At 71.1% G+C, this 23324-nt stretch carries 8 protein-coding genes; 4 read left to right on the top strand and 4 right to left on the bottom strand.

What is annotated here, in order from left to right; all coding sequences use genetic code 11:
* Positions 1 to 64 precede the first annotated feature (64 nt).
* The 3 genes from ACIBAF_RS46410 to ACIBAF_RS46420 form a co-directional block, all read right to left on the bottom strand.
* Positions 65 to 841, bottom strand: coding sequence for an MAB_1171c family putative transporter (locus ACIBAF_RS46410; protein ID WP_399472391.1), 777 nt, complete (start codon positions 839 to 841; stop codon positions 65 to 67).
* Positions 842 to 1432 carry a ParH-like protein gene (locus ACIBAF_RS46415; RefSeq protein WP_399472393.1) on the bottom strand — a complete coding sequence of 197 codons (591 nt, stop codon included), beginning with the start codon at positions 1430 to 1432 and terminating at the stop codon, positions 842 to 844.
* 119 nt (positions 1433 to 1551) lie between these two features.
* Positions 1552 to 2196 (bottom strand): hypothetical protein, encoded by a 645-nt coding sequence (locus ACIBAF_RS46420; RefSeq protein WP_399472395.1) that lies wholly within the window; start codon positions 2194 to 2196, stop codon positions 1552 to 1554.
* Between the two features lie 975 nt (positions 2197 to 3171).
* Between ACIBAF_RS46420 and ACIBAF_RS46425 the strand changes: the two genes are divergently transcribed.
* The 3 genes from ACIBAF_RS46425 to ACIBAF_RS46435 all read left to right on the top strand — a co-directional run bounded on the left by ACIBAF_RS46425 (position 3172) and on the right by ACIBAF_RS46435 (position 7466).
* Positions 3172 to 5046, top strand: a complete 1875-nt coding sequence (locus tag ACIBAF_RS46425) for a BTAD domain-containing putative transcriptional regulator (protein WP_399472397.1) — start codon at positions 3172 to 3174, stop codon at positions 5044 to 5046.
* A gap of 190 nt (positions 5047 to 5236) precedes the next feature.
* Positions 5237 to 6004 carry a thioesterase II family protein gene (locus ACIBAF_RS46430; RefSeq protein WP_399472399.1) on the top strand — a complete coding sequence of 256 codons (768 nt, stop codon included), beginning with the start codon at positions 5237 to 5239 and terminating at the stop codon, positions 6002 to 6004.
* Positions 5997 to 7466 carry an amidase family protein gene (locus tag ACIBAF_RS46435; RefSeq protein ID WP_399472401.1) on the top strand — a complete coding sequence of 490 codons (1470 nt, stop codon included), beginning with the start codon at positions 5997 to 5999 and terminating at the stop codon, positions 7464 to 7466. Before ACIBAF_RS46430 ends, ACIBAF_RS46435 begins: the two co-directional genes overlap by 8 nt.
* 118 nt (positions 7467 to 7584) lie before the next feature.
* On the opposite strand, the gene ACIBAF_RS46440 is transcribed toward ACIBAF_RS46435, so the two are convergent.
* On the bottom strand, positions 7585 to 8508 hold the full coding sequence (locus ACIBAF_RS46440) for an ornithine carbamoyltransferase (RefSeq protein ID WP_399472403.1): 924 nt from the start codon (positions 8506 to 8508) through the stop codon (positions 7585 to 7587).
* Positions 8509 to 8701: 193 nt separating this feature from the next.
* Here ACIBAF_RS46440 and ACIBAF_RS46445 point away from each other — a divergent pair.
* On the top strand, positions 8702 to 23324 hold a 14623-nt coding region (locus ACIBAF_RS46445; RefSeq protein WP_399472405.1), incomplete at its 3' end, for an amino acid adenylation domain-containing protein.

Consider the following 23324-nt stretch of genomic DNA (forward strand, 5'->3'; position numbering starts at 1 on the left):
CGCCGAACAGGCGACGGCCGAACCAACGAATCTGAACACCCATCAACCCCTGCTGACCAGCTGATCAGCACATCCCGCATGACGGGGGAACCTCAAACTGGTGTGCCCGGTCCAGTCCGACCCCCCAGGCTGGCATGGTGAACCCGACGGCGAACAGTCCCGCGGCGACGCTGGCAGACATGGGGGATGCATAGCTGTTGACCAGGTCTGTGAGATGGGTGTCCCACCTCAGTGAGATCAACTTTGGCACGGCGTAGCCGAGGCCGAAACCCGCTCCTACTGTGACCACGCGCAGTCCGCGGCTCAGCCAGGGTTTGTCCACCACCTTGGCGTATCGCCGGCACAGGACCATCAGCCCAGACATGCTGACCGCGAAGAGCAGTGCGTACACGAGCAGGAACTCGGAGATGTACGGCGTGTGGGCGTAGTAGGCGTCGAAGTCGACGGGGTGCTCGCCATCGCTGACATCGCCCAGCAGGAAGAGAACGATCATGGCGATGACGGAGAGGACCGCGTAGCCGACGATGAGCCGGTGCCTCAGGCGTACTTTGGACTGTGCCGAGGACCAGCTGACCAGCAGGGCCAGGAATAAGGAAAGGCAGGTCGCGACAGAGAGGTAGACCGGGAGGGTCGTCAGGTTCGGATAGCCGAACAGATCGTCGAGCCGGACGTAAAGCCAGGGGGTGGCGAGGACGAACGGGGTGGCGAATGTGGCGATAGCCAGGGACAACAGCCGCAGTTCGGGGTTTCGCCAGCCTTTTGCCAGGTCCTTGGCCTTGTAGAAGAAAGCGCTCCACGTGATAAGCGCCATGATGCCGTAGACAACATTGTGGAGCAGCACCTATATTTCCCCTGCATTGCGTTCGAGGGAGCGTTCCAGGTGGCTCACCAGATTGGCCACTCCAGGGGCGAGATCGCGACGGCGGATGGTTCGCGCGGGGGCCTGGCTTTCGCGTATGGCAAGCTGTGAGGCGATCATTTCCGCTGCCCGTTCTTCGTGACTCGAATAGACCGTGCGCCCCAGAACAGTTCGCACGAGATCGGGGCTCAGGCTGGGCATGAGGAGCTGCGTGACTTCGTCTTTATCCGCTGGGGTGGAAGAGTGCCCGAGGAGCATGTGGCCCACTTCATGGCGAACGATGTGAGCGCCGTGGGCCTTACTGGTGTTCCTTTGATAAAGGATGTAGTCGACGTTGTCGGTGGCTATCCACAGCCCGCAGGGGCTGCCTGGCCGGGTCGGCATCGCCATCGGTGTGAGAGAGATCTCCCGTTGCCGTCTCTGCTCAAGCGCATCGCATAAAGCATTTACGTCGTACGGTGCAGGGACGTCGACGTGTTCGATCACCTCAGCGCAGTAACGCAGAAGTGCCCTGTCGTCCATGCCCGCTTCCCCCTGGTACGTGGCCGGCCATTGCCAGCGAACAAATTCCATCTGCGTCCCCCTCGTCGTCCGGAAGCTGGTAGCTCCGGTCTAGAGCGCTTCCGGGCGCGGGATCTTGAGCCTATAACCGGCCCTGTGGCTAGGGGGCGGCCGGGCATCTACTAGGCGTGTCACATCCGTTGACGCCGCCCCACCTGTCCCAACTGTCGGATCACTGGGACGAGCGCCTGGCATGCCTCCTCGTCCAATCCGAACAAGGCCCGCATGGCGACTTCCCGCGCTCCAACGCTCTTGAGCGCGCTCAACACCTCCAGGTCCGCGGACATCCTCTTGGCGACCGCCGCGTCACTGAAGTAGGCCACCGGCACCATGAAGAAGTTGGCGACGCCTTCCAGGAGATCGCGGGACGGAGTGGCCCCGCCCTGGCCTGTCCGCAGCGCGAAGATCTCTGATTCCGTGACCGGACAGCCCTGCGCCGTCACCGCGCGGGCAACTTCCGCCTCGCTGAAGGCCCCCCGCCCCTGCGGGATCACCATCTTGAACAGGTAGTCGAGCTGTCGGGTGATCGTGCATGCAGAGGGAGCCGTAGCCGCCCTGCCCGCCTGCCCGTGCTCGCCCGAGCCGGGCGGTGCGGCCGGCTCTTCGGGGCCGCCGGGCAGGGGCTCGATGGTCAGCTCATCCGTCTCGCCCAGAAGGTAACTGACTCGCACCCGGAAGACCCGTGCAAGCGCCCTCACTGTGTTGACGCCCGGGTTCTTGACGGCGCCAGAAGCGACGTTCAACACGGTCTGGGTGCTGATCCCCTTCTCCGTCACCTGGTCAGTGGCCCTCTTGTCCTGGGGCGGCAGCTGTCTGCTTCGCCGAGCGATCTCCTCGTAGCTCGAGGGACCGGTGCCGCTCGGATGCCGGTTCTCGATCAGCCAAGTGAGCCGGTCGGCGATGATCCCGCGGCTGGTAGGCGCGTCACCCATCTCCTTGCATCACTACTCCTAGCCAGGGGCAGCAGCCGTTGCGTTCCCCATAAATCTAGCAGATTGGATATCCGGCCATCAATGCCGCATGGCTTCCAACTTGCTTGACACAATCATGCCGGGTGCGCATAAGGTCAACTCATCCTGTCCAGGGAACTGGATGAGGCACCTTCGGGCAGGGCGCATCTCCACCACAGTTGAGAACCGAAGGGTGTGATTCCGATGGTGCCGAGCACCGATCCTCCGCGGCATCTTCTCTGACCACGAAGTGGCCGACCGCAGGCGTCGGACCCTCTCAACTGCTGGCAGCTACACAGACCGGACGACGATTGCGGCCAGTACTCCGCGGTCGCCGTGCCGACGCCGACCACCGCCCTGAGGCCGCGACGGCACCTCTGACATCACTCGCTGGAACAGCTCCCACAACTCGTCCGGCACCATCGCTCAACGAGCCTTCCAACGACCCGAAGCTTGCCTGGCTAAATGAGATTACGTCTTATTGCTACCTGGACTTCTTCGTCCGGGCCCATACGTCCAATACCACCCTGTCCAGGCCAGGGCTGAACTCAGGTTCCAGCGATCGGGCTTCCTGTAACGCCAAGTCGTCGAGCTGGTCGAGGGCTGGGCCGCAGCTACTTAACGGCCTGGGTGACCGCCAGTGCCATTCTCAAGACGCAAAAAGCGGAAAATTTAGGAAAATACGGGGTTGCGTCAATGCATCAAGCAGTTACCGCTACATCGCAGTTATCGTCGCGGACGGAGACCGGGCCTCCGTCCGCTGAGAGGCAGCAGTGTGACACCGAACGCACCGAGCCGTGCATGTCCTTCCGCATTCTCGGCCCGCTGGAGGTCTGGGCCGGCCCCCGCAGAATAGAGGTCGGAGGGCCGAGGCAACGGATCGTGCTGGCGATGCTGCTGCTCGCGCCGGATCGGGTCGTGTCGGTCGACCAGTTGATCCAGGCGGTGTGGAACGGGCGGCCGCCGGCGACCTGCCGTACTCAGATAGCCATCTGCGTCGCCAGTCTGCGCAAAGCCTTTCAGGCCGCGGGGCACACCGAGGGGGTGATCGTCACCGCCACGCCGGGATATCTGCTGCGCTCGCGCGGGCACCGGATCGACTCGCTGGAGTTCGGGGCCGGTGTGGAGACCGCGCAGACGCTCGTGCAGCGTGGGGACACCGGCGCTGCTGCCGACCTGCTCGGCCAGGTGCTCGGGCTGTGGCGAGGGCCGATCCTGACCGACCTTTCGAGCCCTGTCATCGAGACGGAGGCCGAACTGTTCGAACACCGGCGGCTCACCGCATACGAGCAGTACGCGACCCTCCAGCTCCAGCTCGGCCGGCACCGCGAGATCATCTCCGAACTGACCGCCCTCGTGTACGACCAGCCGCTGTGGGAGCAGGCGCGGGCCGCGCTCATGCTCGCCCACTACCGATCGGGCCACCGGTCCGAGGCGCTCACCCTTTTCCGTCAGGCGCAGCGCATCTTCCGAGAGGAACTCGGGCTGGAACCCGGTCGCGTCCTTCAGGACCTGCACACGGCCATCCTTCAGGAGACTTCCAAAGTGCTGTCGGCCGCAGACGCGGCCGGGCCGCTGGCTGTCGGCGCTTCCCTTCCCGAACTCCCTCCGGGGGCTGTCACGTTCGTCGGCCGGGACCGTGAGCTCCACGCGCTCGGCGCCCTGCTCCGCCGAGTCCGCGGGGGTGCCTCGGCCGTCGGTCTGGTCGTCGGTCGTCCCGGCATCGGCAAGACCGCGCTCGCGCTGCACTGGGCGCGCAGGGTCGCGCACGCGTTTCCGGACGGGCAGATCTACGTCGACCTCGAACGGGCCGGCACCGCCGACGCCCCTGCCATCCTCCTGCGGACCCTCGGTGTGCCGGACTCCCAGATCCCACCGGACTACAGGGATCAGCTCAAGGAGTTCCATCGCAGGATCGAGATGCGGCACATTCTGGTGATCCTGGACGGAGTGCCCGACGACACCGTGGCACAGGAGTTCGTGCCCGATGTGGGCAAGTGCTCCGTCCTGCTGACGAGCCGTCGGGTGCTCACGAGAGCGGCACAGGTCCGGCTGTCCCTCCCCGAGCTGGTACCGGCGGACTCCGTGACGCTGCTCGGTTCCCTCGTGGCCGATGGCCGGGTCGAGGAGGACGCCGCCGCGGCGCAACGCCTCGCCTGCCTGTGCGACCACTTGCCGCTCGCTCTGTCGGCCGCGGCGGCACGGCTTGTCGCCAAGCCCCACTGGCGTCTCCTGCATCTGCTCGCCCGCCTCGGAGACCCCCGGCACCGGTTGGAGGAGCTCTGCATGGGCGCTCCCGAGCTGCGCAGGGTCCTGGACAGCGTGTATCGGACACTGTCCCCCGCGGCCGCGGCGCTGTACGTCCGCCTCGGTCTCGTCAGCAGCGAGCAGATAGCCGTCTGGGTGGCCCAGGAGCTCCTCGACACCGACCGGATGGACGCTCAGGGTCTTCTTGAGGAACTGGTGGACGCCGCGCTGCTCGAACCCACCGACACGGGATCGGATGGCTGGTTCCGGTACCGCCTGCCCGCCCTTCTCGCTCTGCACGCGGAGGAGACGGCCCACATGGAGGTCTCCGCGGACGCGCGGACGGCGGCGCGTGATCGGGTGTCGGCCGCCGCCGTCCTGCACTCGGGCAATAGCACGGCGATACCGGCCCTTCGTAGGGTTCGTTGACGGCACCTCCACCGGTTCCGAGGCTTGCCTCCGGACCGGACGACGGCGGGTGCCGCCCACGGTGACGGCTTGCCGTGCTCAGGGGAACGGCGAACACCACGGCCGGGCCACGGCACCGGCCCCGTGAACGGCGGGGCACATCCGGGCCCGTGCCGCGGTTCCCCATCGAACGCTCCCACGGAGGCACACCATGACTGCCGTTCAGCAGACCGACATCTGGTTGAGGAGGTTCAGGGCCCTGGAACGGCCCCGAGTCCGCCTGGTGTGCTTCGCGCACGCCGGCGGTGGACCGAGTGCGTTCCGCACCTGGTCCACCGCGCTGCCGTCCGACGTGGAGGTGCTCGCGGTGCGCTACCCGGGTCGGCAGGACCGGGTGAGCGAGCCCTGCCTCGACCGGATGGAGCCGATGGTCGAGGCGGTCACGGAGGCGTTGACACCGCTGCTCGACCGGCCGCTCGTCCTGTTCGGACACAGCATGGGCGCGTGGATCGCCTACGAGGTCGCGCAGCGGATTCCGGTGCGTGGGCTGGTGGTCTCGGGCCAAGTGCCCCCCTCCCGCCGGCACACGGCGCGGCCCGGATCGGCCCGCCGCGGCAACGGGAACGGCCAGTTCAGCGACGAAGCGCTGATCGAGGAGATCAAGCGGCTCGACGGCTACGATGCCCGGTTCTTCGAGGACCCCGAGCTGCGCGACCTCGTTCTGCCACCGATCCGGGCCGACTTCACGCTCGTGCGGACGTACCGGCCCGGCCCGCCGCAGCGGCTCGACTGCCCGGTGCATGCGTGCTACGGCGAGGACGACGCCGAAACCCGGGTGCACGACGTCGACGCGTGGGCCGAGACCACCACCGGCCCTTTCACGACGCACCGATTCCCAGGCGGCCACTTCTACCTGACCGACCACGAGACCGCACTGCTGCGTGAGCTCTCCTCCCTGCCGGCGGTGTCCGGTGCTTGATCCGACCGAGGCGACACTGGCGCAACTGCGGGAAGCACTCGCCGGCGGGCGGCTGACGGCCCTCGGACTGACGCGTTGGTACCTGAACCGAATCGACCGCTGCAACGACGAACTGCGCGCGGTCATCGAAGTGAACCCGGATGCCGAGGCGGAGGCCGCCCGTCTGGACGCCGGTCCGGTCAAGGGGCCGCTGCACGGTGTTCCCGTACTCCTCAAGGACAACCTCGACACCGCCGACCGGATGCACACCACGAGTGGCTCCACGGTCATGCTCGGTTCCCGGCCCTCGCGCGACGCGACGGTCGTGGCCCGGCTGCGGGCCGCCGGAGCCGTACTGCTCGGCAAGGCGAACAAGACCTCGTGGATCCTCGGGCCGGCGGGGTGGAGTGCCCGCGGAGGTCAGACGCGCAACCCGTACGACACGGACCGGTCGCCGCACGGGTCGAGCTCGGGCTCGGCGGTGGGTGTCGCGGCGAACCTGTGCGCGGTGGCGCTCGGCACCGAGACCATCGGGTCGATCCTGGGCCCGGCGGCGGCCAACTGCCTCGTCGGAGTGAAGCCCACGACCGGACTCACCAGCCGTGCCGGAATGATCCCCGGCATACCCAGCTTCGACTCGATCGGCCCTTTGACCCGCACCGTCGCCGACGCCGCGGACGTCCTCTCCGTGATCGCCGGACCCGATCCGCTGGACCGCGCGACACATAGCGCACCCACGCTCGACTACCGGCGTTTTCTCGACGCGGAAGGCCTTCGCGGGGCTCGCATCGGCGTGCCCCGCACCGTGTTCTTCGGCTACAGCGAAGCGGCAGACATGGTCACCGAGGCCGCCCTGGAAGCCATGAGCCGGGCCGGCGCGGTGATTGTCGAAGGGACGGACATACCGTCGGCGGAGCGACTCGCCGCCGATCCGGCCCTCGGCGTCGTCGCGATGCACGAGACCGCGCACGCGCTGGGCCGGTACCTCACCCGGACGCCGGGCGACCATCCACGCACCATCGCCGCCCTGGTCGCCGCGAACCGGGAGAACGCGGCGGTCGAGCTGGAGCACTTCGAACAGGACGTCCTGGAGATGCTCGCCGCGTTCGCCCCCGACCTGGACGATCCGGGGTACCGCGAGGCGCTGGCCACCGTACGGCGGTTGGCGGGCGCGGAGGGCATCGACGCCGTCATGGACGAGCATCGGCTCGACGCGCTGGTCATGCCGACCTGCCCGCCCCCGTGGCCGATCGACATGGTGGAGGGTGACCCGGAGCCGCACGGGGCCGCACTCGCGCCCGGCCTGGCCGGCTACCCCGCGATCAGCGTGCCGGCCGGCTGGACGGGCGGGCTGCCCCTCGGCATCACCTTCACAGGAAGGGCGCTCAGCGAGCCGGCACTGTTCCGGCTCGCCCATGCGTTCGAGAGAATGTGGCCGTCCCGCCGCCCGCCCGCCCGCCCGGTGAACCACACACCGCGATGACGTGGCCTGACTCCGTCGGGGGTCTTGCCCGGTCGGCCACGTCCCCGAACCGGCGCGCGCGAGCACGTCGCCACGCAGGAGTTGGACGGAAACAGGGGAGCTCCGGGAGGACGGCGCCCTACAGGACGCCGAGACTCCACTCCAGAACTGCCGCGGCGCTGTGCATCTTCGCCTCGGCCTGCGTGAACGCGATCGAGCGCGGCCCGTCCAGCACCGCGGCGGTGACTTCCTCGCCGCGGTGCGCGGGCAGGTCGTGCATGAAGATCGCGTCCGGACTGGATCGCATCACGGCCTCGTCGACTCGGAACGGGACGAAACGCTCGCGCCAGTCCGGATCGGCCTTCGACGTGCCGGTCGTCTGCCAGCGGGTGGTGTACACGACGTCGAGCCCCGTGGGCAGGTCGACGACGTCGTGTCGCTCCGTGACGGTCGAACTGTGCCGGGCGGCGAACTCCTTGGCCTGTGTCAGGACTTCAGGGTCCACGCCGTAGCCGTCCGGGGTGCGCAGATGCAGCTCCGTGCCCGGGTAGCGTGGCAGGGCCAGCGCGAGCGCGGCGGCGGTGTTGTTGCCCTCGCCCAGGTAGAGCACGCGTCGCCCGGCCAGATCGCCGAAGTGCCCGGCCATCGCGGTCAGATCGGTCAGCGCCTGGGTCGGGTGCTCCTGCGCGCCCATGGCGTTCACCACCGCCATCCGGTCCTGGCAGGCCAGGGCGCGCATTTCCTCGACACTGCCCGCGGTCCGGGCGACCAGGACGTCCAGCATGCCGCTCAGTACCCGGCCGGTGTCCTCCGTCGTCTCGCCCGTGTTGAGCTGGAGATCGTGCGGGCCGTACGTGATGAGGCGCGCGCCCAGGCGCAGGGCCGCCGAGGAGAACGCCGTACGGGTGCGCGTGGAAGTCGCCCGGAAGTACACGCCGACGACGGTGCCGCCGAGCGTCTCGGCCGGCCACGCCCCGGAGGCGAGTTGTCCGCCTCTGTCCACGATCCGGTACAGGTCGGCGTTGGTGATGTCGGCCAACGAGATGACGTGGTTGCGGACCATGCGCGACTCCTGTGCTCAGCGGGCTTCGCAATGTAGATCCGCCGTTTATCGGGGCGGTATCGACTCCGCACCGGCCCGGACGGGCTCGCGATAACACACTGAAAATGCCGCTCCGTACGGTCGGGCAGCGTGTCGGACGTGTGTGTACGTCCCGGCCGTTACGAGTTGTCGACGAAATACAGGAGCCAGCCGCGTGGACCGTCGTGCGACGCACAATCCGATCGGGTCGAGCCTGGACGGTGATGTGGGGACGATGCCGCTGCCCGCACTGGTCGAGGCACAGGTACGACGAGACCCCGACCACCCCGCCGTGGTTTTCGGCTCGACGACGCTCAGCTATGCCGAACTCAACAGCCGGGCCAACCGGCTGGCACGCCGGCTCGTCGGCCTCGGGGCCGGCCCCGAGCGGGTCGTGGCACTGGTGCTGCCGAGGTCGACGGACGCGGTCGTCGCGATGTTGGCAGTGCTGAAGACCGGGGCGGCCTACCTGCCGGTCGACCCTGGCTACCCCGCCCGGCGGATCGCCCACATGCTGTCCGACGGCCGTCCGTCAGCCGTGGTCACCACCACCGCCACGCTGCCCGACACCAGTGCTCCCGTCATCCTGCTCGACGAGATCGACCTGACGTCGGGCGAGGACACCGCGCCGGACGTCACCGTCAGCACCGACAACGCTGCCTACGTCATCTACACGTCCGGCTCGACAGGCCTGCCCAAGGGAGTGGTCGTACAGCACCTGGGCGTCGCGAACCACATGCTGTGGCAGGCCGACGAGTGGGGCATCGACGCGTCCGACGTGGTCCTCGCCCGAACCGCGTTCAGTTTCGACGCGTCCGGCTCGGAGATCTGGTTGCCCATGATCGCCGGCGCGACGATCTGCATGGCACCCGACGACATGCTGGGCCTGCCGCACCTGCTCCTCGCATACGCGGCCGAACACGGTGTCACCGTCGCCCAGTTCGTTCCGTCCCTGCTGGCCGTCGCGGTGCCGGCGATCCGGGACACCCCCGATCTGGCCCTGCGGCTGCTCTTCGTCGCGGGCGAGGTGCTGCCGCCCTCACTGGCGGATGAGGTCGTCACCAAACTGGGCGTGCGGCTCGGCCACCACTACGGCCCGACCGAGGCCTCGATCGACGTCACGGCGTACGAAGTACGGCCTGGCGAGAACCACCGGAACGTCCCCATCGGGTCCCCGGTCGCGAACACGCAGGTCCACATCCTCGACACCGCCCTGCACCCGGTGCAGCCGGGCGAGGAGGGCGAGCTCTACGTGGCGGGCGTCCAGCTCGCCCGCGGCTACCTGGGCCGGGCGGGCCTGACCGCGCAGCGGTTCGTCGCGTCGCCCTTCGCCGTGGGCGAGCGGATGTACCGGACCGGTGACCTGGCCAGGTGGAACGCCGACGGCCTCATCGAGTTCGCGGGCCGTGCCGACGACCAGGTGAAGATCCGCGGTTTCCGGATCGAGCTGGGCGAGGTCGAAGCGGCGATCACCGAACTGGCCGAGGTCTCGCAGGCCGCCGTGACCGTCCGCGAGGATCGGCCCGGACAACAGCGCCTCGTCGCGTACGTCGTCGGCGCGGCGGAGACCGCCGCGGTCCACGACCAGCTGGCAGCCCGGCTGCCCGCGCACATGGTGCCCTCGGCGTACGTGATGCTCGACGAGCTTCCGCTTGCCCCGAACGGCAAGCTGGACCGCGCAGCGCTACCCGCGCCCGAACGCACCGCGGGTGCCGGCCGTGCGCCCCGCACCCCTGCCGAGGAGATCCTTGCCGGGCTCTTCGCCGACGTCCTCGGCACCGACCGGGTCGGCGTGGACGACGGCTTCTTCGATCTCGGCGGCGACTCGCTCCTCGCCGCCCGCCTGATCGGCCGCATCCGTACCGCACTCGACCGCGAGGTGTCGGTCCGCGCCCTCTTCGAGGCACCGACCGTCGTCGGACTGGCCGCCCGACTCGACGGGGCGGGCACCGCGCGGCTGCCGCTGGTCCGCACCGAGCACCCGAACCCCCTGCCGCTCTCGCATGCCCAGCGTGGGCTGTGGTTCCTGCACCGGCTGGAGGGCGCGAGCGCGACCTACAACATCCCCCTCGTCCTGCGCCTTGCCGGAGAGCTGGACACAGAGGCGCTGCGCGCCGCCGTCCGCGACGTCGCCCAGCGGCACGAGACCCTGCGGACGGTCTTCCCGGAGACGGACGGCGTCGCCCGCCAGGTCGTCCTCGACACCCCCGCCACGCTCACCGTCGTCACCACCCCGGACGTCGAGGACGCCGTGGCCGAAGCGGCCCGGTACCCGTTCGACCTGCACACCGAGGCGCCGCTGCGGGCCACCCTGTTCTCCCGGCCAGGCACGGACGAGCACACCCTCCTGCTGCTGACGCACCACATCGCGAGCGACGGCTGGTCCGAGCGGCCGCTGATCGAGGACCTGTCCCTGGCCTACACTGCGCGCTGCGCCGGACGGGAACCGGCATGGGACGAACTGCCGGTGACGTATGCCGACTACACCCTCTGGCAGGGCGAGGCCGACGGCATCGACTTCTGGCGGACCGCGCTCGACGGGCTGCCGCAGCTCGTCGAACTTCCCACCGACCGCCCCCGGCCCCCGGCCGCGAGCTTCCGCGGCGACGAACTGCGCACCCGCTTCGACGCCGAGCTGCACCGCGACGTGACCGCGCTCGCCCGTTCCCACGGGCGCACCGTCTTCATGGTGGTGCAGGCCGCGCTGGCCGCGCTCATGACCCGGCTCGGCGCCGGCACTGACATCCCCTTCGGCACCCCGTCCGCGGGGCGCTCCGACGAGCAGCTCGACGGACTCGTCGGCTACTTCGTCAACACACTCGTGCTGCGCACCGACACCTCGGGCGACCCGACCTTCCGGGAACTCCTGGACCGGGTGCACAGCACGGCCCTGGCCGCGTACCCGCACCAGGACGTGCCCTTCGACCGGCTGGTCGAAGCACTCAACCCGGCCCGGTCCCTCTCGCACCAGCCCCTGTTCCAGGTCATGCTGACCTTCGAGAACCTCGGCCTGGCCACGCCCGACCTGCCAGGCCTCACCGTCGAGGTCGACGAGGCCGCCACCGGGGTCGCCAAGTTCGACCTCGACCTGCGCCTCCAGGAGCGCTTCGCGGCCGACGGCACCCCGGCCGGCGTGGACGTGGTCGCCGAATACTCCACCGACCTGTTCGACGGTTCCACCGTCGACGCGCTGGTCGCCCGGCTGGCCCGGCTGCTGCGCGCCGCGGTGGCCGACCCGGAGCGCCGGATCTCCAGGATCGACCTGCTCACCGACGACGAGCGCAGCATGCTCCGCGGCCGGAGCGACCGCGTCGTCGACGAGAACGGCGAGCTGGTGCCCGACGGCGTGGTCGGAACCCTCGACGGCGCCCCCGCCCGGTACACGACCGACGGCCGGCTCGAACGCCTCTGCACGCCGGTCGTCGTGGGCGGTGTCCCGGTCGACGTCTCCCGTACCGTCGTCGCCCTGCTCGCCCACCCCGCACTCGCCGAGGCGACGGTGGCGGACGGTCTCGTCGCCTACGTGGTGACCACCCCCGGCCTCTCCGTACGCTCCGTCGACCTCCGTGACCACCTCGCCCACGTGCTGCCCGACCATCTCGTCCCGGACACGTACGTCACCGTCGCAGAGCTGCCGCGCACCGAGGACGGCCGCGTCGACACCGCCGCGCTGCCCGCTCCCGGCACCGAAGGTCCCGCAGCCGCGGGCACCCCCGAGGAAGAGCTGCTGGCCTCGCTCTTCGCCGAGGTGCTCGGCCTGTCCCAAGTGGGCCGGAACCAGGGGTTCTTCGACCTCGGTGGAGACAGCATCGTCTCCATCAAGCTGGTCAGCCGCGCCCGCCGGGCAGGCCTGCGCATCACCCCGCGGGACGTCTTCGAGCACAAGACAGTCGCCCGCATCGCGACGGCCGCCGCCCGCACGGCGGCAGCCGCCGCCCCCGCCGTCCAGGACGTCGCGACCGGCGCGCTGCTCCCCACGCCGGTCATGGCGGACCTGCGCGACCTCGGCGGTCCCGTCGCCGGCTATCACCAGTCGATGCTGCTCGTCGTGCCCGCCGGCCTGGGCACCGAGCGCCTGACCGCCGCACTGCAGTCGATCCTCGACCGGCACGACGCGCTCCGGCTGACCCTGGACGAGGGGTGGCGGCTCACCGTCCCCGCGCCGGGCTCCGTCACCGCCGCCGTCCGGCGCGTGGACGCCGTCGGCGCCGACCCCGACGCGCTGCGCGGGGCGATCGAGGAGCACGGCAGGGCCGCGCAGGCCGAACTGGACCCGCACAAGGGCGACCTGGTGCGCGCGGTGTGGTTCGACGCCGACGCGGACTCCGGGCGGCTGCTGCTGCTCGTGCACCACCTGGCCGTGGACGGCGTCTCCTGGCAGCCCCTCCTCGGCGACCTGCGGGCCGCCTGGGAGGGCGAGGCGCTCGAACCCGTCGGCACCTCCTTCCGACGGTGGAGCGCGCTCCTCGAGGAGGAGGCGGAGCGCCGCACCGGTGAACTGCCGCTGTGGCGGTCCGTGCTCGACACCCCCGATCCCCTGCTCGGCAGCCGGCCCCTGGACCCCGTCACCGACGTCCGCGCCGGGGCCGGGACGCTGACCCTCACCCTGCCGGCCGACATCACCGAACCGCTGCTCACCACCGTCCCCGCCGCGGTGCGTGCGGGCGTGCGGGACGTGCTGGTCACCGGTCTCGCGCAGGCGGTGGCCGACTGGCGCAGCCACCGCGGCGTCGACGCCACCGCTCTGCTCGTCCAACTGGAGGGGCACGGCCGCGAGGACATCGTGCCCGGGCTCGACCTCACCCGTACCGTCGGCTGGTTCACCAGCGCGTACCCGGTCCGTGTCGACCCGGGACGCGTGGACGGTGTCCGCGCCCTGAAGCTCGTCAAGGAGCAGCTGCACGCGGTGCCGGACAACGGCATCGGGTACGGCCTGCTGCGGCACCGCAACCCGCGGACGGCCGCGGAACTGGCCGACCGGGCCCGCCCGCAGCTGGGCTTCAACTACCTGGGCCGGTTCGCGGCCCCCGAACTGGCCGACTGGGCTCCCGCACCGGAGGCCCCGGCACTCGGCGCGGGCTTCGACGACGCCGCACCGCTCGGCCTCGGCATCGAGCTCGACGCCGTGACCGTCGACCACGCCGACGGGGCGCGGCTCGTCGCGACCTGGACCTGGGCGGAGGGGCTGCTGACCGGCGACGAGGTACGGGACCTGGCCGATGCCTGGTTCGCCTCGCTCACCGCGCTGGCGGCCGTCGACACCGGCGGTCTGACCCCGTCCGACCTGCCGCTCGTGGAGCTGTCGCAGGGCGACATCGAAGAGCTGGAAGGGGCCCTGCCCGGCCTCGCCGACGTGCTGCCCCTCGCCCCGCTCCAGGAGGGCCTGCTCTTCCACGCCCTCTACGACTCCGGCGGCGCCGATGTCTACGCCGTCCAGGAGATCTTCGCGCTGAGCGGCCCGCTGGACCGGGACGCCCTGCGCGCCGCGGCGGCCACCGTCCTGGACCGCTACCCCAACCTGCGGGCGGGCTTCCACCACGACGGCCTGTCCCAGCCCGTGCAGGTGTTCGTCGACGGCCTCGAACTGCCGTGGCGGGAAGTCGACCTCTCCGGGCTCACCGAGGCCGAGCGCGAGCCCGGACTCGTCCGGGTCGCGGCCGAGGCGCGCGCCGAGCGCTTCGACCTGGGCCGGCCGCCGCTGCTGCGGTTCACCCTGGTCCGGCTCGCCGAGGACGAGCACCGGCTCGTCCTCGTCAACCACCACATCCTCTTCGACGGCTGGTCCATGCAGCTGGTGCTGGACGAGCTGCTCGCGCTCTACCGCGGCGAGACCCTGGCCGAGCCCGCCGCGTTCCGCGACCACCTGGCCTGGCTGGCGCGTCAGGACCGTGCGGCCGCGCACGACGCCTGGCGGAACGCGCTCGCCGGGCTCGACGCGCCGACCCTGTTCGCCGAGCCGGGCACGGAGGCGCCCGCACGCCCCCTGCAGGTCTACTGCGACCTGCCCGACACGGTGTCCGGGCGGCTCCAGGACCGGCTGCGTGAGTACGGGATCACCCTCAACACCGCGGTCCAGGGCCTGTGGAGCCTGCTGCTAGGCGCCCGCACCGGGCGGGAGGACGTGGTGTTCGGCTCCACGTACTCCGGACGCTCCGTGGAGCTGGCCGGCAGCGAGGTGATGGTCGGCATGTTCATCAACACGCTGCCCGTCCGCGTCCGGCTCGATGCGGCGGAGCCCCTGCGGCGGCTGATGGAGCGCATCCAGGACGAGCAGTCACGGCTAATCGCGCACCAGTACCTCGGGCTGAACGACGTCCAGCGGATCGCGGGCCTCGGCGACCTCTTCGACACACTGACCATCGTCGAGAACTACCCGCACGATGACGATGACGTGTGGGAGCCCGCGCCCGGCTTGCGCGCGAGCGTGCTGGAGGACCACGACGCCACGCACTACCCACTGACCCTCTCCGTGCTCCCCGGCCGGCAGCTGAAGGTGCGTCTGGAGTACCGGCCGGACCTGCTGGACGGCTCGCAGGTCGACGCGCTGGCCGCCGACCTCGTCCGCCTGCTCACCGCTCTCGTGGACGACGCCTCGGTGTCCGTCGGCGAGCTCGTCAGGACGGAAGTGGCAGCCGCCACGACCACGCCGGAAACCGCGTCGGCCGACGGGCCGGAGGCCCGCCCGGCTGCCGGCGGCAGCGCCGCAGTGCCGCTCTCCTTCCGTGCGCCGCGCACCCCGGAGCAGGAGATCCTCTGCGGTCTCTTCTCCGCCGTGCTCGCGGTGCCGACCGTCGGCATCGACGACAGCTTCTTCGACCTCGGCGGGCACTCGCTCACCGCGATCCGGCTGCTCAGCCGCATCCGCTCGATGTTCAGCGTGGAGCTGGCCATCCGGCACCTGTTCGAGGCGCCCACCGTCGCCGAACTCGCCGAGCGGATGAAAGGCGCCGAACAGTCCAGGCTGCCCCTCGCCCCGATGCCGCGGCCGGAGTACGTCCCCGTCTCGGCGGCGCAGTGGCGCCTGTGGTTCCTGTACCGGCTCGAGGGCCGCAGCGCCACCTACACCGTGCCGCTGCTGCTGCGGATGTCCGGCGCCCTGGACCGGGAGGCCCTCGAAGCCGCCTTCGGCGACATCGTGGCACGCCACGAGAGCCTGCGCACCCGCTTCCCCGAGGTGGACGGGCAGCCCTACCAGCTGATCACCGACCCGGAACAGCCGGACGTCACCCTGGTCGAGACCGATGAGGCCGGGCTCGCCGAGCAGCTCGCCGTCGCCACCCGGTACGGCTTCGACCTCGCCACCGAGCTGCCGCTGCGGATCACCCTGTTCCGGCTGTCGGAGACCGAGCACGTCCTGCTCTTCCTGCTGCACCACATCGCCAGCGACGGCTGGTCGGACGCGCCGTTCGCGCGGGACCTCTCCGTCGCGTACGGCACCCGGATCGAGGGGCACGCGCCGGACTGGCCCGCACTGCCCGTCCAGTACGCCGACTACACGCTCTGGCAGCGGGAACTGCTCGGCTCGGAGAGCGACCCGCGGAGCCTGCTGTCCCAGCAGCTCGCGTACTGGCAGCAGAACCTCGCCGGGCTCCCGGAGCAGCTGGAGCTGCCGACCGACCGGCCACGGCCGGCCGCGGCGAGCTTCCGCGGCGACGAGGTCCGCTTCGAGCTCGACGCCGACCTGCACGCCGAGCTGCTCGAACTCGCCCGCCACACCAACACCACCCTCTTCATGGTGTTCCAGGCGGCGGTGGCGGCACTGCTCACCCGGCTCGGCGCCGGCGACGACATCCCGCTCGGCGGCGTCATCGCCGGACGCACCGACGAGGCGCTCGACGAACTGATCGGCTTCTTCGTCAACACCCTGGTGCTGCGCACCGACACCTCCGGGAACCCGACCTTCCGGGAACTGCTCGCCCGGGTCCGGGAGACCGACCTGGCCGCGTACGCGCACCAGGAGGTGCCATTCGAGCGCCTGGTCGAGGTGCTCAACCCGGCCCGCTCCCTCGCGCACCACCCGCTGTTCCAGGTCATGATCCTCTTCCAGAACAACGCCGAGGCGGACCTGCGCCTGCCCGGTCTGCGGGCCGGCCTGGAGGACGTCGGCTCCGGCGTCGCCAAGTTCGACCTCGACTTCGACATGGAGGAGAAGCACGGCCCCGACGGCGAGCCTGCCGGGCTGTCGGGCCTGGTCGAGTACGCCACCGACCTGTTCGACCGGCCCACCGTACAGGGGATCGTCGACCGGCTGGCCCGGCTGCTCCGGGCGGTCGTGGCCGACCCGGACCAGAGGCTGTGGCAGACGGACGTCCTGGCCCCGGCGGAGCGCCGGGAGCTGCTGGAGCAGTGGACCGCGCCGGCCACGTCGTCGGAGCGGACGACCGTGCCCGCGCTGTTCGAGGCCGCCGCCGCCGCGCACCCCGGGGCGACCGCGCTCGTCGACGGCGCGGAGCGTCTGACCTACGCCCAGCTGAACGCCCGGGCGAACCGGCTCGCCCACACCCTCGTCGCGCAGGGCGTCGGCCCGGAGTCCGTGGTCGCGCTGGCCCTGCCGCGCGGTGCGGACCTCGTGGTGGGCGTCCTCGGCGTGCTCAAGGCCGGCGGCGTCTATCTGCCGCTCGACCCGGACTACCCGGCCGAGCGGATCGCGTACGTCGTGCAGGACGCCAGTCCGGCCGCCGTCGTGACCAGCGTCCGCGTGGACGTGGCACTACCCGAGGGCACCGCCCGCGTCGTCATGGAAGAGCTGGCCGACGGTCCCGTCGGCGACCCGGCACGCCCGACGCTGCGCCCGGACAACGGGGCGTACATCATCTACACGTCCGGCTCCACCGGGCAGCCCAAGGGCGTGCTGATCCCCCACCAGAACGTCGTGCGGCTCTTCACGCGGACGGATCAGTGGTTCGGCTTCGACGAGTCCGATGTGTGGACGCTGTTCCACTCCTACGCGTTCGACTTCTCCGTCTGGGAGCTGTGGGGCCCGCTGCTGCGCGGCGGCACCCTGGTCGTGGTGCCGCAGGACGTCAGCCGGTCGCCGCTCGACCTCCTGCGGCTGCTGCGGGACGAGCGCGTCACCGTGCTCAACCAGACCCCGTCCGCCTTCTACCAACTCATGCAGGCCGACGAGGAGAACCCCGGCACGGACCTGGCACTCAGGTACGTGATCTTCGGCGGTGAGGCGCTCGACCTGGGACGGCTCTCGTCCTGGTACAGCCGGCACGCCGACGACTCGCCGGTTCTGGTCAACATGTACGGCATCACCGAGACCACGGTGCACGTCACCCACCAGGCGCTCGACCGTGCCCCGGCCGCCGCCACCGCCACCGCCCACAGCGTCGTCGGCGTCGGCATCCCCGACCTGCACGTGTACGTCCTCGACCAGGGTCTGCAGCCCGTCCCTGCAGACACCACCGGGGAGCTGTACGTGGCCGGCGCCGGCCTGGCCCGCGGCTATCTCGGCCGCCCCGGCCTCAGCGCGCAGCGCTTCGTCGCCGACCCGTTCGGCGCGCCCGGGACCCGGATGTACCGCACCGGAGACCTGGCCCGCCGGGCCGCCGACGGCACGCTGTCCTACTTCGGCCGGGCCGACGACCAGGTGAAGATCCGCGGCTTCCGGATCGAGCTGGGCGAGATCGAGTCCGCCGTCCTCGGCGCGCCGGACGTTACCCAGGCCGCCGTGCTCGTGCGCGAGGACCAGCCGGGTGATCCGCGGCTCACCGCGTACTTGGTCGGCGGTGACATCGCCCGCGTACGCGACCACGTCGCGGACACGCTGCCGGCCCATATGGTCCCCGCCGCCTTCATCACGCTGGACCGGCTGCCGCTCACCCCGAACGGCAAGCTCGACCGCAAGGCCCTGCCCGCGCCCGCGCTGTCCGGTGCCGCCGAGGGACGGCGACCGCGCAACCCGCGCGAGGAACTCCTCGCGGTCCTCTTCGCCGACGTGCTGAACGTGGACCGGGTCGGGATCGACGACAACTTCTTCGAACTGGGCGGCCACTCGCTCCTCGCCACCCGTCTGATCAGCCGCATCCGGTCCGCGATGGGGGTGGAGGTGCCCGTCCGGGCACTGTTCGAGACACCGACCGTCGCCGGGCTTGCCGGCTGGACGGACCAGGCGGGCGAGGCCAGGCGCGCCCTGGAACCCATGGAGCGCCCGGAGCGTGTGCCGCTCTCCTTCGGCCAGCGCGGCCTGTGGTTCCTCAACCGGCTCGAAGGCCCCAGCTCGACCTACAACGTGCCGCTCGTCATGCGCTTCTGGGGACCGCTCGACATTCCGGCGCTGCGGACCGCCCTGCACGACGTGGTCGCCCGGCACGAGGGGCTGCGCACCCTGTTCCGCGAGGCCGACGGCACGCCCTACCAGCACATCGTGCCCGCGGACGAAGCGGTCGTGGACCTGATCCTCGCCGACGCGGACGACGAGCAGCACCTCGAGGCCGCTCTCGCCGAAGCCGCGCAGTACCACTTCGACCTCGTCACCGAACTGCCCATCCGCTGCACCCTGTTCCGGCTCGGCGACGAAGAACACGCCCTGCTGCCGCTCATGCACCACATCGCCAGCGACGGCTGGTCGGAGACGCTCCTCGGCGACGACCTCTCCGTCGCCTACGCGGCACGGGCCGAGGGGCGCGCCCCTGACTGGGCGCCGCTTCGCGTGCAGTACGCCGACTACACCCTCTGGCAGCGCGACCTGCTCGGACGTGAGGACGACCCCGAGAGCGCGATCTCCCGGCAGCTCGCCTACTGGACGAAGACCCTGCGCGGCATGCCCGAGCTCGTGAACCTGCCCACCGACCGGCCCCGGCCGCCGGTGGCCACCTACGGCGGTGCCGAGGCGCCCCTGCGTCTGGACGCCGCACTGCATGACGCCCTGCTGCGTCTCGCCCGACAGGGGAACACCACACTCTTCATGACGATCCAGGCCGGCCTGGTCGCCCTGATGAGCAGGCTCAGCGGCGACACCGACATCGCCATCGGCACCCCCGTCGCCGGGCGGACCGACGAAGCCCTGGAAGACCTGTTCGGCTACTTCGTCAACACACTCGTGCTGCGCACCGACGTCTCCGGCGACCCCACGTTCGCCGAGCTGCTGGAGCGCGTCCGCGAGACCGACCTGGCCGCCTTCGCCCACCAGGACGTGCCGTTCGAGCGCCTCGTCGAGGTGGTCAACCCGGTCAGGTCGCTCGCCCGGCACCCGCTCTACCAGGTCATGCTGACATTCGAGAACTTCGACGAGGTCAAGCTGACCGTCCCCGGCCTCGAAACCCGGCTGGACGACGTGGTCGGCGACGCCTCCAAGTTCGACATGGACGTCCGTCTGCAGGAGAGGTACGGACCGGACGGCGAGCCGGCCGGGATCGTCGGCGAGATCGAATACGCCACCGACCTGTTCGACCGGGCGACGATGAACGCGTTCGGCGACCGCCTGATCCGGCTGCTCACCGCGGCCGCCGCCGACCCGACCGCACCGGTCGCCCTGCTCGACCTGATGTCCGACGACGAGCGGGACACCGCGCTCGTCGACGCCGAAGGACGCCTCGTGCCCCCGGGCGTGGTGGCCACGCTCCCCTCCGGAGAGCTGGCGCGCCGCAACCGGGACGGCGCCACCGAGGTGCTCGGACGCCCTGAGGACGTCCGCCTGGTGCGCGGTTTCCGCGTCAACCCCGTGGAGGTCGCGGCCCGGCTGCGCGAGGTCTTCGCGGACGCCGCCGTCGTGGCCGGCTCCGCCCGGGTCGTCGCGTACGTCGTCCACGACGGTGACGCAACGGCCGCACGGCGCCTGGCCGAGTCCGTGCTGCCCGACTACCTGGTGCCCGCCACGTTCGCCGTCGTCACCGAGATCCCCGCCGACCTCCCGGCCGCGGACTTCGCCGCCGCCGTCCGGCGCACCCCGCGCACCCTCGCCGAGGAGATCATCGCCGGTCTCTTCGCCGAGACCCTGGGCGTCGCCGCCGTCGGTGTCGACGACAACTTCTTCGACCTCGGGGGCCACTCGCTGTCCGCGATCCGGCTGCTCAGCCGGATCAGGTCCCGGCTCGGGGCGGAGCTGTCGGTGCGGTCGCTGTTCGCCGAGCCCACGGTGGCGGGACTAGCCACCCGGATCGACGGCGCGGCCGCTGACCGGCCCGCCCTGGCCCGCAGGGAGCGTCCGGCGCGCGTGCCGCTCTCCTTTGCCCAGCAGCGGCTGTGGTTCCTGCACCGGCTCGAAGGGCTGAGTACGACGTACAACGTGCCGCTGCTGATCAAGCTCACCGGAGAGCTCGACGTGGCGGCTCTCGAAGCGTCGCTGGCCGACGTCGTGGCACGGCACGAGACGCTGCGCACGGTCTTCCCGTCCGATGCCGAGGGCGCCCCCTACCAGCGGGTGCTCGGCGTCGACGAGGCCCGGCCCGTACTGGTCACCGGCGTCGCGTCGCCCGCCGACGCGGCTCGGCACACCTTCGACCTCGAAACCGAACCGCCGCTGCGCGCAACCCTGTTCAGCGACGGGCCGGCCGAGCACCGGCTGCTCCTGCTGGTCCACCACATCGCCAGCGACGGCTGGTCGACCGGCGCGCTCGCACGCGACCTGTCGACCGCCTACGCCGCCCGGCGGGCCGGCCGGGCCCCGCGCTGGCCCGGACTGCCGGTCCAGTACGCCGACTACACCCTGTGGCAGTCCGAACTGCTCGGTGCCGAGGACGATCCGGCAAGCCTCGTCAGCCGCCAGCTGACCTGGTGGAAGGGCGCGCTGGAAGGCATGCCCGAGCTGCTGGCCCTGCCGACGGACCGGCTGCGGCCCGCCGAGGCGACCCACCGCGGCGCAGAGGTCGGCATCCGCATCCCCGCCGAACTGCACGGCCGCCTCCGGGCGGTGGCGCGGGAGACCGGCACGACCTTGTTCATGGTGCTGCAGTCGGCCCTCGCCCTCATGCTGTCCAAGCTGGGCGCCGGAACCGACATCCCGATCGGCACCCCGGTCGCCGGACGGACGGACGACAGCCTCCAGGACCTCGTCGGCTTCTTCGTTAACACCCTCGTGCTGCGTACTGACGTGTCCGGGTCACCGTCCTTCCGCGACCTGCTGGCCCGGGTCCGCGAGGCGGACCTGGCCGCCTTCGCGCACCAGGACGTGCCGTTCGAGCGGCTGGTGGACGTGGTCCGCCCCGGGCGCTCCCTGGGCCACCACCCGCTGTTCCAGGTGATGCTCGTCCTCGAGAACGACGACGAGGACGACTTCGCGCTGGCCGGCCTGAAAGCGGCCTTCGACGAGGACGTCGAGATGGGAGCGGCCCGCTTCGACCTGACCCTGCACGTGCAGGAAGCGGTCGGCGCGGACGGAGCGGCCGAGGGCATCGGCATCGACCTGGAGTACGCCGAGGACCTCTTCGACGCGTCCACGGCGCAGCGGATGGCCGATCAGTTCGTCCACCTGCTGGAGACGGTGAGCGCCGACGCGGACGTCGTCGTGGACCGGCTCGCACTGCCGCAGGCCGTGCACGGCCGCGCCGCGGGGGCTCCGGCGGAGCCGCCCACCCTGCTCGAACTGATCCGCGCGCAGCCGGCGGACGCCGTCGCGATCGTCGACGGCGACGTCGAAACGACGTACGGACAACTGCTGGCCCAGCCGACGGCCGGAATCCTGGCCGCGGTCGTCAGCGGAGAACCGATCGTCCTGAGCACCCGCGCCGGTACGCCGGTCGTCGTCCCGCAGGACGTCGTCGCGGCCCGGATCGCGGCCCGCCAGAGCGTCCACCGGCTGGACGGAACCGACCGTGTCCGGTCGGCAGCCGCACCCGGGACCATGGGCGAGATCGACGAGGTGCTCTGGCCGCTCACCGCCGGTGCGACCGTCGTACGCGCGGGCCGCACGGCCGCCCCGCACGGTGTCACCACGCTGCATGTCACGCCCTCCGAGCTGGCCGTGCTCCTCGGCGACCCGGCGCTTTTGGAGGTCGGCCTGCGACGGGTGTTCTGCTCCGGCGAGGCCTTGGCCGAGCCGCTGCAGCGGGCCTGGTTCGACGCCGTGGACGTGCCGCTGTGGCACGGCTACTCGCTGACCGAGGCCGCCGGCACCGTCACCGAGCGCGCCTGCGACCCGGACGACTGGGCCACCGTGGTACCCCTCGGCGCACCGCTGCCCGGCACCGTCCTGTACGTGCTCGACGCCGGCCTGTGCCCGGTTCCGCCCGGTGTCGTCGGCCGGCTCTATGTCGGCGGGCCGCTGCTCGGCTCTGCGCCGACGGTGGTCGCCGACCCGTTCGGCGGCGCGGGCGCGCGGATGGCCTGTACCGGAGACCTGGTCCGCTGGACCGCCGACGGCGAGCTGGAGTTCGTCGGTCCGCCGCTGCCGATCCCGGGCTTCACCGCCCACCCGACGCAGCTCGAGGCGGTCCTGACCGAACACGACGACATCGCCCGGGCCGCCGTGGCGGTACGGGACGGAGCCCTCGTCGCGTACCTGGTGCCCGCCCCCGGTTCCACCGTCGTGCCCGGTGCCGTCGCGGCCTTCGCACGGGCCGCTCTGCCCGACCACCTGGTCCCGGCCGCCCTGGTGGTCCTGGACCGGCTTCCGCTGACCGCGGACGGTCGGGCGGACCGCGACGCGCTGCCGTCGCCCAGCCCCGTCGGCACCGGGGCGGACCGCGGCCCCGGCACCCCGGCGGAGGAGATCCTCCAGGCACTCTTCGCCGAGATCCTCGGTGTCGAGCAGGTCGGCGTCGACGACGGGTTCTTCGACCTCGGCGGGCACTCGCTACTCGCCACCCGCCTCGTGAGCCGGATCCGCTCCGCCTTCGGGCGGGAGGTCGGTATCC

The organism is Streptomyces sp. NPDC051677 (assembly GCF_044453465.1).
Taxonomy (GTDB): Bacteria; Actinomycetota; Actinomycetes; order Streptomycetales; family Streptomycetaceae; genus Streptomyces.

Bases quoted from the DNA above. Each gene is read 5' to 3' on its own strand.
- ACIBAF_RS46430 (WP_399472399.1), top strand. From the start codon at position 5,237: ATGACTGCCGTTCAGCAGACCGACATCTGGTTGAGGAGGTTCAGGGCC.
- ACIBAF_RS46415 (WP_399472393.1), bottom strand. From the start codon at position 1,432: ATGGAATTTGTTCGCTGGCAATGGCCGGCCACGTACCAGGGGGAAGCG.
- ACIBAF_RS46425 (WP_399472397.1), top strand. From the start codon at position 3,172: ATGTCCTTCCGCATTCTCGGCCCGCTGGAGGTCTGGGCCGGCCCCCGC.
- ACIBAF_RS46440 (WP_399472403.1), bottom strand. From the start codon at position 8,508: ATGGTCCGCAACCACGTCATCTCGTTGGCCGACATCACCAACGCCGAC.